This window comes from Sphingobium yanoikuyae (assembly GCF_034424525.1).
In the GTDB taxonomy this organism is placed as follows: Bacteria; Pseudomonadota; Alphaproteobacteria; order Sphingomonadales; family Sphingomonadaceae; genus Sphingobium; species Sphingobium yanoikuyae.
The window spans coordinates 3,101,124-3,116,144 of record NZ_CP139979.1; the positions used below are offsets into that span (position 1 = coordinate 3,101,124).

Annotated in this window: 15 protein-coding genes; 3 read left to right on the plus strand and 12 right to left on the minus strand. The window is 66.2% G+C overall.

Translation table 11 applies throughout. From position 1 onward, the window contains the following. Window positions 1-31 precede the first annotated feature (31 nt). The 7 genes from U0025_RS14335 to U0025_RS14365 all read right to left on the minus strand — a co-directional run bounded on the left by U0025_RS14335 (window position 32) and on the right by U0025_RS14365 (window position 5,621). Window positions 32-1,543 carry a serine hydrolase domain-containing protein gene (locus U0025_RS14335; RefSeq protein WP_004208094.1) on the minus strand — a complete coding sequence of 504 codons (1,512 nt, stop codon included), beginning with the start codon at window positions 1,541-1,543 and terminating at the stop codon, window positions 32-34. Next, on the minus strand, window positions 1,540-1,965 hold the full coding sequence (locus U0025_RS14340; RefSeq protein ID WP_004208095.1) for a type II toxin-antitoxin system VapC family toxin: 426 nt from the start codon (window positions 1,963-1,965) through the stop codon (window positions 1,540-1,542). The genes U0025_RS14335 and U0025_RS14340 overlap by 4 nt, the downstream gene beginning before the upstream one ends. Further along, window positions 1,935-2,201, minus strand: a complete 267-nt coding sequence (locus tag U0025_RS14345; RefSeq protein WP_004208096.1) for an antitoxin — start codon at window positions 2,199-2,201, stop codon at window positions 1,935-1,937. Before U0025_RS14345 ends, U0025_RS14340 begins: the two co-directional genes overlap by 31 nt. A 31-nt stretch (window positions 2,202-2,232) precedes the next feature. After that, on the minus strand, window positions 2,233-2,727 hold the full coding sequence (gene rimM, locus U0025_RS14350; protein WP_004208097.1) for a ribosome maturation factor RimM: 495 nt from the start codon (window positions 2,725-2,727) through the stop codon (window positions 2,233-2,235). A gap of 5 nt (window positions 2,728-2,732) precedes the next feature. Further along, window positions 2,733-3,173 carry a 30S ribosomal protein S16 gene (gene rpsP / locus U0025_RS14355; protein WP_004208098.1) on the minus strand — a complete coding sequence of 147 codons (441 nt, stop codon included), beginning with the start codon at window positions 3,171-3,173 and terminating at the stop codon, window positions 2,733-2,735. A 41-nt stretch (window positions 3,174-3,214) separates the two neighbouring features. Continuing rightward, window positions 3,215-4,705 carry a signal recognition particle protein gene (ffh, locus tag U0025_RS14360; protein ID WP_037490422.1) on the minus strand — a complete coding sequence of 497 codons (1,491 nt, stop codon included), beginning with the start codon at window positions 4,703-4,705 and terminating at the stop codon, window positions 3,215-3,217. 193 nt (window positions 4,706-4,898) lie between these two features. After that, window positions 4,899-5,621 carry a hypothetical protein gene (locus U0025_RS14365; protein WP_004208101.1) on the minus strand — a complete coding sequence of 241 codons (723 nt, stop codon included), beginning with the start codon at window positions 5,619-5,621 and terminating at the stop codon, window positions 4,899-4,901. Window positions 5,622-5,770: 149 nt separating this feature from the next. Between U0025_RS14365 and U0025_RS14370 the strand changes: the two genes are divergently transcribed. Then, window positions 5,771-7,168, plus strand: coding sequence for an amino acid permease (locus U0025_RS14370; protein ID WP_004208103.1), 1,398 nt, complete (start codon window positions 5,771-5,773; stop codon window positions 7,166-7,168). Window positions 7,169-7,393: 225 nt separating this feature from the next. Here the strand turns inward: U0025_RS14370 and U0025_RS14375 are convergent, their stop codons facing one another. The 3 genes from U0025_RS14375 to U0025_RS14385 are packed head-to-tail and all read right to left on the minus strand — an operon-like array spanning window position 7,394 to window position 11,576. Beyond that, window positions 7,394-8,920 (minus strand): DHA2 family efflux MFS transporter permease subunit, encoded by a 1,527-nt coding sequence (locus U0025_RS14375; RefSeq protein WP_004208105.1) that lies wholly within the window; start codon window positions 8,918-8,920, stop codon window positions 7,394-7,396. 12 nt (window positions 8,921-8,932) lie between these two features. After that, entirely contained in the window at window positions 8,933-10,069 is a 1,137-nt protein-coding gene (locus U0025_RS14380; RefSeq protein ID WP_004208106.1) for an EmrA/EmrK family multidrug efflux transporter periplasmic adaptor subunit, read from the minus strand. Continuing rightward, the gene (locus U0025_RS14385) at window positions 10,062-11,576 is read right to left on the minus strand and encodes an efflux transporter outer membrane subunit (RefSeq protein WP_004208107.1); all 1,515 of its coding nucleotides are present in this window, start codon (window positions 11,574-11,576) and stop codon (window positions 10,062-10,064) included. Before U0025_RS14385 ends, U0025_RS14380 begins: the two co-directional genes overlap by 8 nt. Before the next feature lie 90 nt (window positions 11,577-11,666). Here U0025_RS14385 and U0025_RS14390 point away from each other — a divergent pair, with 90 nt between their 5' ends. Continuing rightward, complete coding sequence (locus U0025_RS14390; protein ID WP_004208108.1) at window positions 11,667-12,320, plus strand: TetR/AcrR family transcriptional regulator; 654 nt, start codon at window positions 11,667-11,669, stop codon at window positions 12,318-12,320. A gap of 52 nt (window positions 12,321-12,372) precedes the next feature. Beyond that, a complete protein-coding gene (locus tag U0025_RS14395; protein ID WP_004208109.1) occupies window positions 12,373-12,996 on the plus strand; it encodes a response regulator transcription factor in 624 nt (207 codons plus the stop codon). Here the strand turns inward: U0025_RS14395 and U0025_RS14400 are convergent. Together U0025_RS14400 and lysA are read right to left on the minus strand one after the other, a co-directional pair. Beyond that, complete coding sequence (locus tag U0025_RS14400; protein WP_004208110.1) at window positions 12,977-13,735, minus strand: precorrin-2 dehydrogenase/sirohydrochlorin ferrochelatase family protein; 759 nt, start codon at window positions 13,733-13,735, stop codon at window positions 12,977-12,979. The two genes, U0025_RS14395 and U0025_RS14400, sit on opposite strands and share 20 nt — an antisense overlap. Further along, window positions 13,735-15,000: a diaminopimelate decarboxylase gene (gene lysA / locus U0025_RS14405; RefSeq protein WP_037491698.1), complete on the minus strand. Its 1,266-nt coding sequence runs from the start codon at window positions 14,998-15,000 to the stop codon at window positions 13,735-13,737. The genes U0025_RS14400 and lysA overlap by 1 nt, the downstream gene beginning before the upstream one ends. Between the last annotated feature and the right edge of the window lie 21 nt (window positions 15,001-15,021).

A 15,021-nucleotide genomic window follows, 5' to 3' on the forward strand; every position in this document is an offset into this window, starting at 1 on the left:
GCTGCAGGGGGAACTGTCGATCGCGCCGCGCTCAGGGCGCCTTGACCTCCAGCTTCAGTTCCTGGATTTCCGCGTCGGCGGTCGGTGCCAGCAACAGACTGCCCGCCACCCGCCCCTTCTCGCAGGTCCAGGTGAACTTGCCCGACAGATTGCCCGTCGCGCTCAGCGGTGCATCGACCGCGCAGTTACCGACCTCCCCCTTCAACGCCGCCAGGCGCTTGCCCCAATGCACCGCATCGGCGTCCATCAGGAAATTCATCGCCAGATTGTCGCGGGCGGCCACCACATCGCCCGACGCATAGATGCGCCCCGCCGCGGCATAGCCCTGCGCCAGCAGCGGACTGACCGGCACGTCCCGCGCAATCAGCGCCCCCGCCTTGTGCAACAGCATCGCCGCATCCCAGGCGGCACCCGCCCCGCCATTATAGGTGCGATTGGTGAAGACGAAGATGCCCACGCCATAATCCGGCATCAGCATCACATGGCTGCCATAGCCGGGATAGCCGCCGCCATGGGACAGGGTCAGCCCCAGGTCGCAATCCTGCGCGATCCGCATGGCAAAGCCATAGGCCGCCGCCTGGCGGCAGGCGGTCGCCCCGCTCTTGCCGTTGCGCTGGCCGACGCTCATGAAATTGCTGCCCTCCGCCAGCATCCGCACCGACGCCCGGCTGACCGGGCCGCTCTCCGCATCGTCGCGCGGCGGCCAGGCGGACAGCAAAAAGGCCACCCAGCGGGCATAGTCATTGGCACTGGTCTGCAGCCCGCCCATCGCGCCAAAGGCGCCGTCGGCCATGTCAGGTTCGCGCTTCCAGCGCCCATCTTCCCAGCGATAGCCGAGCGACCGCCGCGCAACCGGCCATTCGCTCAGCTGATAGCCGCTCGACGCCATGCCCAGCGGCGTCAACAGGCTTTGCTCGACATAGCGGCGATAGGGCATGCCCGAGACATTGGCGATGATCCGCCCCAGCAGCGCATAGCCGAAGTTGGAATATTCATAATGGGTCGCCGGCGCGCTGCTCATCGGCACGCCCTGCTCCAGCATCCGGGTGAAGTCCGCGTCGGGCAGCGGCGTCTGCCGGTCGCCCCACGGATTATCGTCGACAAAGCCCGCGCTGTGCGTCAGCAGGTCGCGGATGCGGATTCGCGGACTATCCTTGGTCGCATAGGTCCAGCCGCGCATTTCCGGCACATAAGCCTCGACCAGATCATCGAGCGAGAGCTTGCCCTTCTCCCGCAGCTTCAGGATCGACAGGGCGGTGAACGCCTTGGTCATGGATGCGATGCGGAACAGGCTGTCCGCCGTCACCGGCCGCTTCTGCACCAGATCCTGCGCGCCAAAGCCCTTCACATGGACCAGCCTGCCATCGGCGACGATGCCATAGACCAGGCCCGGCGCATGGCTATCGACCTGGAAATCGGCAAAGAGACGGTCGATCTCCGGGATGGCAGCGTCGATCTTCCTGGCATCGGCAGCAACCGCCGGCGCAGACAGGATGGACAGAAATCCCGACAGGGCCACCATGCGCACAGCCATGGTCATCATGCGCTCCAATCCTCCACTGTCAGGCCGGGAATATCCGCGAAATCCTTTTCGTTGCGCGTCACCAGCACCATGGCCGACGCCATCGCCTGCGCTCCGATCAACCGATCGAACCCCCGACTACGCACCCCCACCAGGCGCACCATCTCGGCATAGGTGTGCGCCGCCGCATCATCGAACGGCAAGATATTCAGCAGCGCCAGAAATGTATCGACGCGCCGCAGGTCGCCGACCGGATCGCTCGAGCCGCGATTGCCGACCCGCAATTCGGCAGCGGTGACAGCGGAAACCGACAGGCGATCGAACTCGGCCGCCATCCGCTCGGCCAGACGGGCGCTCCGTCCGAGCAGGAAATCGATGCAAATATTGGTGTCGAGCAGATAAGCGACCTGCGTCATGCCGCAGACGACGCCGGTCCGGTCCAATCGCGATCCCCCTGATCGATATCGCCGCGCCCTTCCGCCATGAAGCCCGCCGACATGCTGCCGAACAGGGACAAAAGGATGTCGCGCTGCTGACCCTGCTTCCAGAAGGAAAAACTGCCATCGGCATGCGGTATCATGACGACTTCCTCGCCGTCATTCAGCCCCAGGCTCTTGGGCAGCCGCAAGGCCAGGCTGTTGCCCGACTTGAAGACCTTGGCCCGATATTCTTCGCCCATGGAGAAGCTCCGTATATACGGAGCGTATATACTATTCGGTAAAAGCCGCGTCAATCACGGCACCGTCCTCGCTCAGCACCACCACATGCATCGGTGCCATGAAGCGCTTGCCGGGCTTGCCCTCGATCGACGGACGCTGCACCTCGATGATGTCACCGGCGCCGAAATTCTCGACCGCGATGATCTCGCCCAGCGTCTCGCCGGTGCTGCTGGTGCAGGGAAGGCCGACCAGGTCGGCATGATAATATTCGCCCTCGGGCAAGGCCGGCAGGGCGGAACGCGGGACGGTCAGCGCCGTGCCGCGCAGCGCTTCGGCCGCGCCGCGATCGCCGATCTCGGCAAAGCGGGCCACCGCGCCATTGGGGCCGGGGCGCACCGACTTCAACGTCAATGTGCGCCCTGCCGCATCGAAGCTCTTGTAGCTTTTCAGGGCCTCGGCCCCTTCGCCAAACAGCTTCAGACGGACTTCGCCCGCCACGCCATGGGCACCGATGATCGCGGCCAGGGTGACGGGCTTGTCGGTCAAGAGGATCAGCCCTCGGCCTGTTCGGCAGCAGCTTCCTCGGCGGGAGCAGCTTCTTCAGCGGCCGGAGCGGCGGCAGCGGCAGCGGCTTCGCGCGCAGCTTCTTCAGCCTCGGCAGCCTTGGCAGCGCGGTCTTCAGCGCGGTCCTTGGCCTTCTGGCCCGGCTCTGCCTTCTTCGGGTTGTTGCGGGCAGCGCGCTCCTTCACGCCGGCGGCGTCCAGGAAGCGGGCAACGCGGTCGGTCGCCTGGGCGCCGGCAGCAACCCAGTGCTTCGCACGCTCGACGTCGATGATGACGCGCTTTTCGTCGCCCTTGGGCAGAACGGGGTTGTAGCTGCCGATGCGCTCGATGAACTTGCCGTCACGCGGGGCGCGGCTGTCGGCCACGACGATGCGGTAATAGGGGCGCTTCTTGGAGCCGCCGCGCGACAGACGGATGGAGGTTGCCATGGAACTAGACCTTTCTATTCAAACCAAAATACGGAAATTGCTTATTTCTTCATGAAATTCTGAAAGCCGGGCGGAAGCTTGGGCATGTTGCCGCCCAGGCCACCAAGGCCACCCAGACCCGACAGGTCGGGCGGACCGCCCTGCCCATCCGCGCCGCCCGGTCCACCCAGGCCGCCCAATCCACCCATGCCACCGCCGGTGAACATCTTGGCCAGCCCCTTGAGGCCGCCCATCTTGCGGATCTTCTTCATCGCCGATTCCATTTCCTGATGCATTTTCAGGAGACGGTTGACGTCCTGCACGGTGCGGCCGGCGCCCTTGGCGATACGGATCTTGCGCTTGGCGTTGATCAGCGCGGGCTTCTCGCGCTCCTTGGGGGTCATCGACCCGATCATCGCGTCCAGATGCAGCAGCGTCTTGTCGTTGGCACCGCTATTGGCCATCGCCGCCTGCGCCTTCTTGAGGCCCGGCAGCATGCCGGCCAGCGCCCCCAGACCGCCCATGCGGCGCATCTGGTTGAGCTGGCTGCGCAGGTCGTTCATGTCGAACTGACCCTTGGCCATCTTCTTGGCCAGTTTGTCGGCTTCCTCGGCGTCGATCGTCTCGGCGGCCTTCTCGACCAGGCTGACGACGTCGCCCATGCCCAGGATGCGCTGGGCAACGCGGGCAGGATGGAAGGGCTCAAGCGCATCCAGCTTTTCACCGGTGCCGGCGAACTTGATCGGACGGCCGGTGACCGCGCGCATCGACAGCGCGGCGCCGCCACGGGCATCGCCGTCCATGCGGGTCAGCACGACACCGGTCAGCGGCACCTGCGCGGTAAAGCTGGTCGCCACGTTCACGGCGTCCTGGCCGGTCAGCGAGTCGACCACCAGCAGGATTTCCGCCGGATTGGCGACGTCGGCAACCGCCTTCATCTCGTCCATCAGCGCCTGGTCGACATGCAGTCGGCCGGCGGTGTCGAGCATGACGACGTCGAAGCCCTGCAGCTTGGCCGACTGCAGCGCGCGCTTGGCAATCTCGACCGGCTGCTGGCCGGCGACGATCGGCAGGGTCGCGACATCGATCTGGGTGCCAAGGACGGCAAGCTGTTCCTGCGCGGCCGGGCGCTGGACGTCGAGCGACGCCATCAGCACCTTCTTGCGCTCCTTGTCCTTCAGGCGCTTGGCGATCTTCGCGGTCGAGGTCGTCTTGCCCGACCCCTGCAGGCCGACCATCATGATGACGGCGGGCGGGGTCACGTCGATCAGCAGGTCGCTGGTTTCGGCGCCCAGCGTCTCGGTCAGCGTATCGGAGACGATCTTGACGACCATCTGGCCGGGCGTGATCGACCGCAGCACATCGCTGCCGACGGCCTTTTCGGTCGCCTGATCGACGAACTGGCGAACCACGGGCAGCGCCACGTCGGCTTCCAGCAGTGCGACTCGCACTTCGCGCATCGCGGCACGGACATCGTCCTCCGTAAGCGCACCGCGCCCACGCAGTTTGTCGAATACCCCACCGAGACGATCGCTTAGCGAATCGAACATCATCACCTCAATTCGGGCCAAGGCCCGGAAAATCCATGCACCACCCCAAAACGACAAAATCGCCGGCGGGCGAAAACTCGCCGGCCAGCGTCCATTCGATATCCCTCTTGGATATCCTGGAGTCGTCAGGGTTCCAGGACCAGAGTCCCGGATGCAGGGCGCCCCTTAAGCCAAAGCGGCCGCAAGCGCAAGTGCGCTATCCCGCAGCCAGCGCGGCAGCCGCCCCAGCGACGATCGCCGTGCGCCCCAGCAACTCGACCAGCAGCAATCGCCCGGCGATCACCGCCAGCCCCCAGCGATAGGCCGGATGCACCGCGCCGCGCAGCCCCGCATCGGCGCGCATGGCGATCCCGACATAGAGCAACTGCATCAGTGTCGCGCAGGCGCCGGCCCATGGCCCCAGCAGCGGCATCGGCAATATCCGGCCGAATGCCGGCTCCATCATCGCGATGGTCCCGCACAATATCAGCCGCTTGTGCCAGTCGCTCCGCTGCCGCAGCAGGATCGCCGCCAGCGTCAGCGCACCAAAGGCCAGCATGTCGAGCGGCCCCAGCACCAGGAATATGCCCGGCGGAAAGAAGGGCGGCACCCGCCCCATCTGGACCGCCAGGATCGACGTCGCGATACCCCAGGGGATCAGGAAACAGGCAAGCCCGGCCCCAACCCAGCCCAACTGGCGATGGAGATCGGTTCGCCGCTGCGCCACCAGCAGCGCCTGCGCCAGGAACAGCAGCGTCCATGCCAGCAGCGACAGCGCATGGACATGCACCCACCAGGGCACGGTCGCCACGTCGACATAGCCGCGCAGGGCAAAGCTGCCGAAGCCACCAATCACGGTGACGGCGACCAGCGCCGCCATGCCGGTAAAGATGCGCCGTTCCCGCGCCTGTCGCTCCACTGCACCGATTGCCGTCGCCATTGCGTCGACCTCCCGCTCTTTGGCAACAATAGCGCAGCGACCACGCCCAATATTGTAAGAAGTCGCCACGTTCAGGCTCGGCGCTTGCGCCCGCCCGTCGTTTGCGCCAGCAAACCCGCCACAGACCGCATAACAGGGGGAGCTTTTCTATGAGTTGGACACGTCGCAAGCCGATGGAGGCGATGACGCCCCAGGGAGGCGGCCACAGCATGGCGCGCACCCTGTCCTGGCCGCATCTGCTGGCGCTGGGCGTCGGCGCGATCGTCGGCACCGGCATCCTCACCCTGATCGGCGTCGGCGCCGATCGCGCCGGCCCCGCCGTCCTCATCTCCTTCGCCATTGCCGGCGCGATCTGCGCCTGCGCCGCGCTCGCCTATGCCGAACTGTCGACGATGATGCCGGCGGCGGGCAGCGCCTACAGCTACTCCTACGTCGTGCTGGGCGAAGGCATTGCCTGGATCGTGGGGTGGAGCCTGATCCTCGAATATTCGCTGGTCGTCTCGACCGTGGCGGTCGGCTGGTCGGGCTATGCCGCCCCGCTCCTCACCCCGCTCGGCTTTCCCGAGGCACTGACCAAGGGGCCGGAGCTTGGCGGCCTCATCAACATCCCCGCCATCTTCATCATCGGCGTTGTCGCCGCCCTGCTGATGTTCGGCACGCGCGAAAGCGCCCGGCTCAACACGCTGCTGGTGCTGATCAAGATCGCGACCTTGAGCCTGTTCGTCTGGGTCGCCCTGCCCGCCTTCGACGCCCAGCATCTTGAACCCTTCATGCCCTTCGGCTTTGCCAAGCATATGGGGCCTGACGGCATCGAGCGCGGCGTGATGGCCGCCGCCGCCATCATCTTCTTCGCCTTCTACGGCTTCGACGCGATCTCGACCGCGGCGGAGGAAGCCAAGAATCCGGACCGGGACCTCGCCATCGGCATCGTCGGCTCGCTGATCGTCTGCACCCTCATCTACGTGCTGGTTGCCGCCGCCGCAGTGGGCGCCATGCCCTTTACCCGCTTTGCCGACAGCCCGGAGCCGCTCGCCCTCATCCTGCGCGAAATGGGCCAGGGGTCGATCGCCCGGATCGTCGCGATCGCCGCCGTCATTGCGCTACCCACCGTGCTGCTGGGCTTCCTCTACGGCCAGAGCCGCATCTTTCTGGTGATGGCGCGCGACGGCTTCCTGCCGCAATCGCTCGCCCGCATCTCGAAGCGCGGCACCCCTGCCCGCATCACCGCCGTCACCGCCGTGCTGGTCGCGGTCATCGCCGGCGTGCTGCCGATCGACCAGATCGCCGCGCTCGCCAATGCCGGCACGCTGATCGCCTTCACCGCAGTGGGCGCCTGCCTGCTGATCCTGCGCCGCCGCGCGCCGGACCTCAAGCGCCCCTTCCGCACCCCGGCAGCGACGCTGGTGGGCCTGGGCGCCGTGCTCGGCTGCGCCTATCTGTTCCTCAGCCTGCCGATGAAGACCATCTATGCCTGCCTGATCTGGAACGCGATCGGCCTCGCCGTCTATTTCCTCTACGGCCAGAAGCGCGCCTCAGCCGCCCGCTGAGAGACTGTTTGAGAAAGCCGGTACCAGCCCGCCCCCCCGCCCAACCGCCCGACAGGATGACACTGGATCGGGTGGTTGGGCGGGGGAGTGGGCTGGTACCGTGACGAAAAATCGCTCTTTCGCGATTTTTCAAACAGACTCTGAAGCATCGGCGTACGAAAATGAAAAAGCCTCCCGTCGCGACAGCAACGGGAGGCTTTTTCTTTGCCTCGAACAGGGCAGCGCTCAGTGCGCCGCCGACGTATCCACCGGCCCGCTGGGCTTGGGCGCCAACCAGACGATCACCGCCGCCGCAAACAGCACCAACGCGGAGATGAAGAAGACATAGTCGACCGAAATGGCGATCGCCTCCTGCTCCACCAGATTGGATATGGTCTGGCGGATCTGCTCGGTCGTCATCCCCATGCCCGACAGCGCGCGCTGCGCATCGTCGGGCTGCAAGGCGCCGGCCAGTTCGTTGCGCGACACGCGCTGGCTGTCGCTCCACCCGGTCAGCACCAGCGAGGTCGCGATCGCGATCGCCATGGTCCGCAGGAAATTCTGCAGCCCGGCCGCCGACGCCGTCTCGCTCGGCGGCACCGACCCCAGGGTCAGCGTCGTCAGCGGGATCATGAAGAAGGGCATGGCAAAGCCCTGCACGAACTGCGGCAGCGCCAGCCCGAAAAAGTCGATGCCGCTGGTCCAGTGCGCCCGCCACAAGGTCATGCAGCCCAGCCAGAAGACCGCGCCCGAAATCATGATGCGCGGATCGACCTTGCCGGTAAAGCGGGCCGCGAAGGGCGCGCTCATCACCGCCGCCATCGCCGTGAAGGCGGTGACGATGCCCGACCAGGTCGCGGTATAGCCCATCGACATCTGCAGCCATTGCGGGATGACCACGATGCTGGAGAAATAGGCGCCGAAGGCCAAAGCCAGCGTGAAGACGCCCGATGAGAAGCCGATATGCCGGAACACCCGCAGGTCGACGATCGGATGCTCCTCGGTCAGTTCCCAGATGATGAAGACTATGAAGCCGATGCCGGCCAGGATGGCGAGCGTCAGGATCAGCGGGTCGGAGAACCAGTCATGGTCGCGGCCGATATCCAGCATGACCTGCAGACAGCCGATCCAGAAGATCAGCAGACACAGGCCGATCTTGTCGATCGGCTGGTGCGCCGTATCGGTCTCCACCGGCCGCAGCATCGCCATCGCCGCGAACACGCACAGCGCCGCGATCGGCAGATTGATGAAGAAGATCCAGTGCCAGCTCCAATTGTCACTGATATAGCCGCCGACGATCGGCCCCATGGCCGGCCCCAGCAGCGTCGTCATCGCCCACAGGCCCATGGCGCGCGGCCGCATTTCCGGCGGGAATATGCGCAGCAACAGGGTCTGCGACATCGGCATGATCGGCCCACCACAGATGCCCTGACCCAGGCGCGCGGCGACGATCATGCCCAGCGTGGTCGACAGGCCGCACATCATCGAGAAGAAGCCGAAGCCGATCATCGCCCAGATGAAGGTCCGCACCACGCCGAAACGCAGCGCCAGCCAGCCGGTCAGCGGCACGCAGATCGCCTCCGCCACCGCATAGGATGTGATGATCCAGGTGCCCTGGTCGCCGGAGATGCCCAGATTACCGGCGATATGCGGCACCGAGACATTGGCGATGGTCAGGTCGAGCACGACCATGAAGTTGCTCAGCGCCAGCACCAGCCCGGCAAGCGTGCGGGTGCGTGGCGAGAGCAGATTGAAGGTTTCGGGACCGCTCACGCGCTCGCTCCCTTACTTGCCGGCCAGATCGATCTCGACTTCGGTGGACAAGCCCACGCGCAGCGGATGCTCTGCCAGTTCCTTGGGGTCGAGCGCGATGCGCACCGGCAGGCGCTGGACCACCTTGATCCAGTTGCCGGTCGCGTTCTGCGCCGGGATCAGCGACAGCGACGAACCGGTGCCACCGGAGAAGCCCACGACCTTGCCATGATAGACGACATCGCCGCCATAGATGTCGGCCACGACCGTGGCGGGCATGCCCACCTTCACATGGCGCAGCTGGCGCTCCTTGAAATTGGCGTCGACATAGACCTGCGACAGCGGGACGATGTTCATGATCGGGCTGCCCTGCGCCACGCGCTGGCCAATCTGGACCGCACGCTTGGTCACCACGCCATCAACGGGCGCGCGGATGATCGTGCGCTCCAGGTCCAGCTTGGCATTGTCCAGCTTCGCCTTGGCGATCATCACCGCGGGATCACTTTCCTCGGTCGAACCGCGGATCAGCGCGTCATTGGCGGCCAGCTGGCCGGTGGCGGCATTGCGGGTCGCCTGCGCGGTCTCGACACCGGCGCGGGCCAGGTCCAGCGCCGCCTTGGCAGCGGCATAGGATTTGCGCGCCGCGGTGACTTCGTCACCCGAAACCGCGCCGCCCGCAACCAGCGCCTCGCGACGCTGCAGGTCGATGCGGGCCTTGTCGAAATCGGCCTGCGCGGTCGCCAGCTGGGCACGGGCCTGGACGATGTCGGCACCACGCGCCTCGACCTGCGCCGACAGCGAACCGCTGGTCGCGCTGGTCTGGCGGAAGCGGCGACGGGCATCGGCCAGATCGGCCTCGGCCTGCTGCAGCGCGATCTGCGCATCGGTCGGGTCCAGCTTCACCAATATGTCGCCGCGCTTCACCGTCTGGGTGTCGGTGACATTGACCTCGATCGCCTGCGCCGACAGCAGGGGCGTCACCTGGGCGACCTCCGCATTCACATAGGCATTGTCGGTGCTGACATGGTTGCGGCCGATCAGGACATACCAGGCCGCCCACAGGACACCGACCACCAGCACGGCGATCGCCAGACGGGTCAGCCAGGTCTTGCGGGCATTGCCGCGCTGCTCGGCCAGTTCGGGGGAAGTTTCGGTGGCGGCATCAGCCATTGGGTCGATCCTTGGACTGAGCGTCGCTCGCGGCAAAGCCGCCGCCGAGCGCGCGAATGAGGGCAATATCGAGAGAGAAGGCGCTCGCTTCCAGCTGCGCGACGGACTGACGCGCCGCGAGCAGCTGGTCTTCGACGTTCAGCACGTCGAGATAGGTGGAAAGCCCGCCCTTGTAGCGCTGCTGGGCAACGCCATAGGCATCCTGCGACGCGGCCAGCGCCGCCTTGGCGTCGGTCAGCCGCTGGTCCAGCGTCCGGCGGCTGGTCACGGCGTCGGCGACGTCCTGATAGGCGCCCAGCACCGTCTTGTCATAGCTGGCGACCGCTTCGTCATAGGTCGCGCGCGCGCCGCGATACTGGCCGCGCAACTGCCCGCCATGGAAGATCGGCAGGCTGATCGCCGGACCGGCGCTGCCGAACAGCGAATCCTTCTTGAACAGATTGTCCGCGAAGGACGTCGAACCACCCGAAGCACCGGTGCCGGTGAACAGCGTCTCATATCCCAGCGACTGGACGCCGATCAGGGCGCTCAGGCTCACCGCCGGGTAGAAGGATGCCCGCGCCACCTTGATCCGGCTGGCGGCGGCCTGCGTCCGGGCCAGCGCGGCGGCGACGTCGGGACGACGCGCCACCAGATTGGTGGTGACGTCCGCCGGCAAACCCAGCGGCGCGAGCTGGCCGATCTGCGGCCGGGTCATCGCCAGGCCGCGGTCCGGCCCGGCACCGATCAGCGCGGCGATCTGATGCTGGCGCAGCTCGATCGCCACGCGGGCGGCGGCCAGTTGCGCCTTGGCCGAGGACACGGTGGCGTCGGCCTGGCGCACGCTGCCGCGCGTTTCCAGGCCATTCTGCCGCCGATCGGCGACCAGCTTCTGGCTGGCCGTGCGGATTTCCAGCGTGCGCTCCTGGATTTCCGCCTCGTCATAGAGGCGGGCCAGGTCGGCATAGGCATCGGCGATCGCGGTGGTCAGCGCCAGGCGTGCCTGTTGCGCGTCGATCTCGGCCGCGCGGGCCTCCGACGTGGCGGCCGCCAGCGACGCCCGGTTCTTGCCCCACAGGTCGATGTCCAGACCAAAGTCCAGCCCGACCTTGCCGGTGCCCAGCCAGCCCTGCGGCACGAAATCCTTGGGCATGCCCATATTATAGCTCTGCTTGGTCACGCCGGCATTGGCCGTGGCGTCAACCGTGGGCAGCAGCGCCGCGCCCGATTGCTGGGCCATCGCCGTCGCCTGGCGGAAGCGCGCCAGCGCCACCGCCATGTCGGGCGAATTGCGCAGCCCCTCCTCGATCAGCGATGTCAGCTGCGGATCGCCATAGGCGCTCCACCAATTCTCGCTGGGCCAGGCAACCGTGTCGGCGCTCAGGCTACGCCCGGCCTCCACGCTCTGCGGTGTGCGAATCTCGGGCTTGTCGCCCAGATCGGGTATTGAAGCACAGCCGGCCAGAAGCAGCGCTGTCACTGCAATACCGCCGGTGCGAATGGAAAAACTGATGCGACTCACGGACATATCCAAACCGTACCATCCAGTATGAAAATCGCCTTTGCCCCGCCGTACCACCCTTGTCAATATAAATAGCGTACTCTATGGTACACTTATATGACATGCCCGGAAAAAGCTTTAGCCCCCAGTCGTCGGGAGGCCCGCCGCCTCGACCGGCGCCAGACGATATTGGAGGTGGCTGCCCGGCATTTTCTCGAAAATGGCTATGCCGCGACCAGCATGTCCGCCATCGCCGCCATATTGGGCGGGTCGAAGGGCACGTTGTGGAATCATTTCCCGTCCAAGGAGGAATTGTTTCGCGCGGTTCTCGAAAATGCGACCGGCACCTATCGCGCGCGGCTTTCGGAAATATTGGACCCCGGTGGCGACCTCGCCTCGACGCTGCATCGCACCGCGCTCAGCCTGCTCAAAAAGGTGACATCGCCCGAAGCGATCGCCCTGCACCGACTGATCGCGTCGGAAGGTGGCCGTTTCCCGGAAATGAGCCGTATCTTCTATGAAATGGCGCCCAGCCATACCCGGATGCTGCTCGCCCGTTTCCTCGAAGGGGCGATGGACCGCGGCCAGTTGCGCCGCGACGACCCCGACAAGGCCGCCCGCGTGCTGATGCGCCTGACGACATCGGGCTGCCATGAATTGCTGCTGCTCAGCCAGATCGAACGGGTCACGCCGCAACAGATGGAAAGCGACGCCGCCTTCGCCGTCGACATCTTCCTGCGCGCCTATGGCGCCGATACCATGACGCGTTAACCATTTCTTTGCCGCCAGCTTCTATCCTGCCGATCGCAGGAGTTGCTATCCAATGCCGTTTTTCAAGCGCAAGCCCCTTCATCAGATCATCGCGGAACAGCCGGAAAGCGGGGCCACAGCCTCGCGTCGGCTGCGCGTACTGCTGATCGACGAGAATGCGACCGCCCGCGCCGTCATCGCCCGCCGCCTGTCGCGGCTTAACTATGACGTGGTGCTGGCCGAAAATGGCTTCATCGCCCTCAACCTGCTGGTCACGCGTCCGGTCGACCTGATCCTGATCGACATGGACCTGTTGATGCTGCCCGCCGTGACGACGATGAAGCGCATCCGCGCCACCGCCCTCGCCCCCCATGCCTGCATCGTCATGCTGACCGGTCGCATCGACAGCCAGTCCGCCGTCGAAGTGCTGGAGGCCGGCGCCGACGACCATATCGTCAAGCCGTTCGATTTCGACCTGCTCGATGCGCGGCTGCGCCATCTGTGCGCCCGCGCCGAACGGCTCGGCATGCTCAGCCGGCACAATGCCGAACTCGACGCCCGCATCGCCCGCCGCGCCGTGGAACTGGGCGAAACCCGCGATGCCCTGCAGGAAATGCAGCTCGACCGCGCCCGCCTCGTCTCCTCGATCCAGGCCTTGCAGGATGAAGTCGCCCGCCTCAGCGCGCGGCAGAACTGAGCCACAGACTGAGGCCGGTTTCAAGCCGTTCGGGCGGACCATCCGCCGCGATCCGCTCGGCATCCGCCCGCGCCCGGTCCAATATCGCCGGCGCCACCGACGCATCATGATAGACCCGGTCCGCCAGCGCCAGCATCCGCGCATCGCGCACGCTCAGGTCGTCGGGATCGGCCGACGTCAGCCGGACAAGATATAGCTCGCTATTGTCCGCCTCCGGATTTTCCGCCAGCCAGACGTCGACATCCGGATCGAAACCCAGCGGATCGATCGCCCCGCCCGGCGCCAGCGCCTTGCCGATCGCCTGCCGCCGCGCGCCCGTATCGGGCCACAGGTCGCGCAACCGCCCCCGCGCCGCAAACAGCGCCCGCGCCAGATCGCCCAGCCCGCTCGGCAACAGCGCCTCGATCCGCTGCCGCAGCGCCGCCGCCAGCCCCGCCGACGCCCCACCCGTGCCGATCGCGATCAGCACCGGGTCGCGATCGACGATCGCCGGCAGGGTGAAATCGCACAGGTCCGGCTTGTCGGTCGCATTGACCAGCACGCCGCGCGCGCGCAGTCGCGCCACGACCGCCGCGTCGCCATCCGACACGATCGCGACCCGCGCATCCGCATCATCCTCGCCGACGATGCGCGCGCCGGCGCGCTCCAGCAGCCGGCGCTTGGCATCGGCCGCCTCGCCCTGTCCGGTCAGGATGACCGCCCGCCCCTCCAGCCGCAGAAAGACGGGCAGGCTGTGCATCAGCCAGCCACCCAGTCGGGGATATGGTCGCCCGCGATCAGTGCCTCGATCGGCGGACGCGCGCGGACCACGGCCCATTTGTCGCCCCACACCAGCACCTCGGGGGTCAGCGATCGGCTGTTATAGGTGCCCGCCATGGTTGCACCATAGGCGCCGGCCGTCATGAAGGTCAGCAGGTCACCGGCCGCCACCACATCCATGTCGCGGCCCATGGCAAAGGTATCGCCGGTTTCGCACACCGGCCCGACCACGTTCGACGCGATCCGGTTGCCGTCCGGCGCCACCGCGCGGATATCGTGCCATGCGTCATAGAGGCTGGGGCGCATCAGGTCGTTCATCGCCGCATCGACGATCACGAACGGCGCCTGTGCGCCCTGCTTGACGCGGATCACCTTCGACAGCAGCACACCGGCATTGCCCACGATCACCCGGCCCGGCTCGAACATCAGCCGCGCATCCCAGCCCTGCGTCACCCGCGTCACCATCGCGCCATAATCGGCCGGACTCGGCGGCAGCGGCTGCGACGGGTCGTAGGGCACGCCCAGGCCGCCACCCAGATCGGCGGTGCGGATGTCATGACCGGCCGCGCGCAACTGCGCGATCAGCGCGCCAACCTTGACGAACGCCGCCTCCAGCGGTGCCAGGTCGGTCAGCTGGCTGCCGATATGCACGGCGACGCCCTGGACATCGAGGCCCGGCAGGTCGCGCGCGGCGGCATAGCTTTCCAGCGCCCGGTCATAGGGGATGCCGAACTTGTTTTCCGACTTGCCGGTCGAAATCTTGGCATGGGTGCCGGCGTCGACATCAGGGTTGATGCGATAGGCGACCGGCGCCTTCCGACCCATCGACTCCGCAACCTGCGACAGCATTTCCGCTTCCGGTTCGCTTTCCAGGTTGAACTGGAAAATGCCCAGCTCCAGCGCCAGCTTCATTTCCTCGGCGGTCTTGCCGACGCCCGAAAAGACGATGCGATCGGCCGGAATGCCCGCGGCCACGGCGCGCTGCAATTCGCCGCCGGACACCACGTCCGCGCCCAGCCCCAGCTTCGCCAGCGTCGCCAGCACGGCGGCGTTGGGATTGGCCTTCACGGCAAAGGCGATCAGCGGATTGTCGAGCTGGGACAGCCCTTCGCGGAACACGCCGACATGGCGTTCCAGCGTCGCGGTCGAATAGACATAGACCGGGGTGCCGACCTGCTGCGCAATTTCCGTCATCGGCACCTGCTCCACATGCATGGTGCCGTCTACATAATCGAAATGGTCCAAGGTCTGATCCTTGCGGGAATA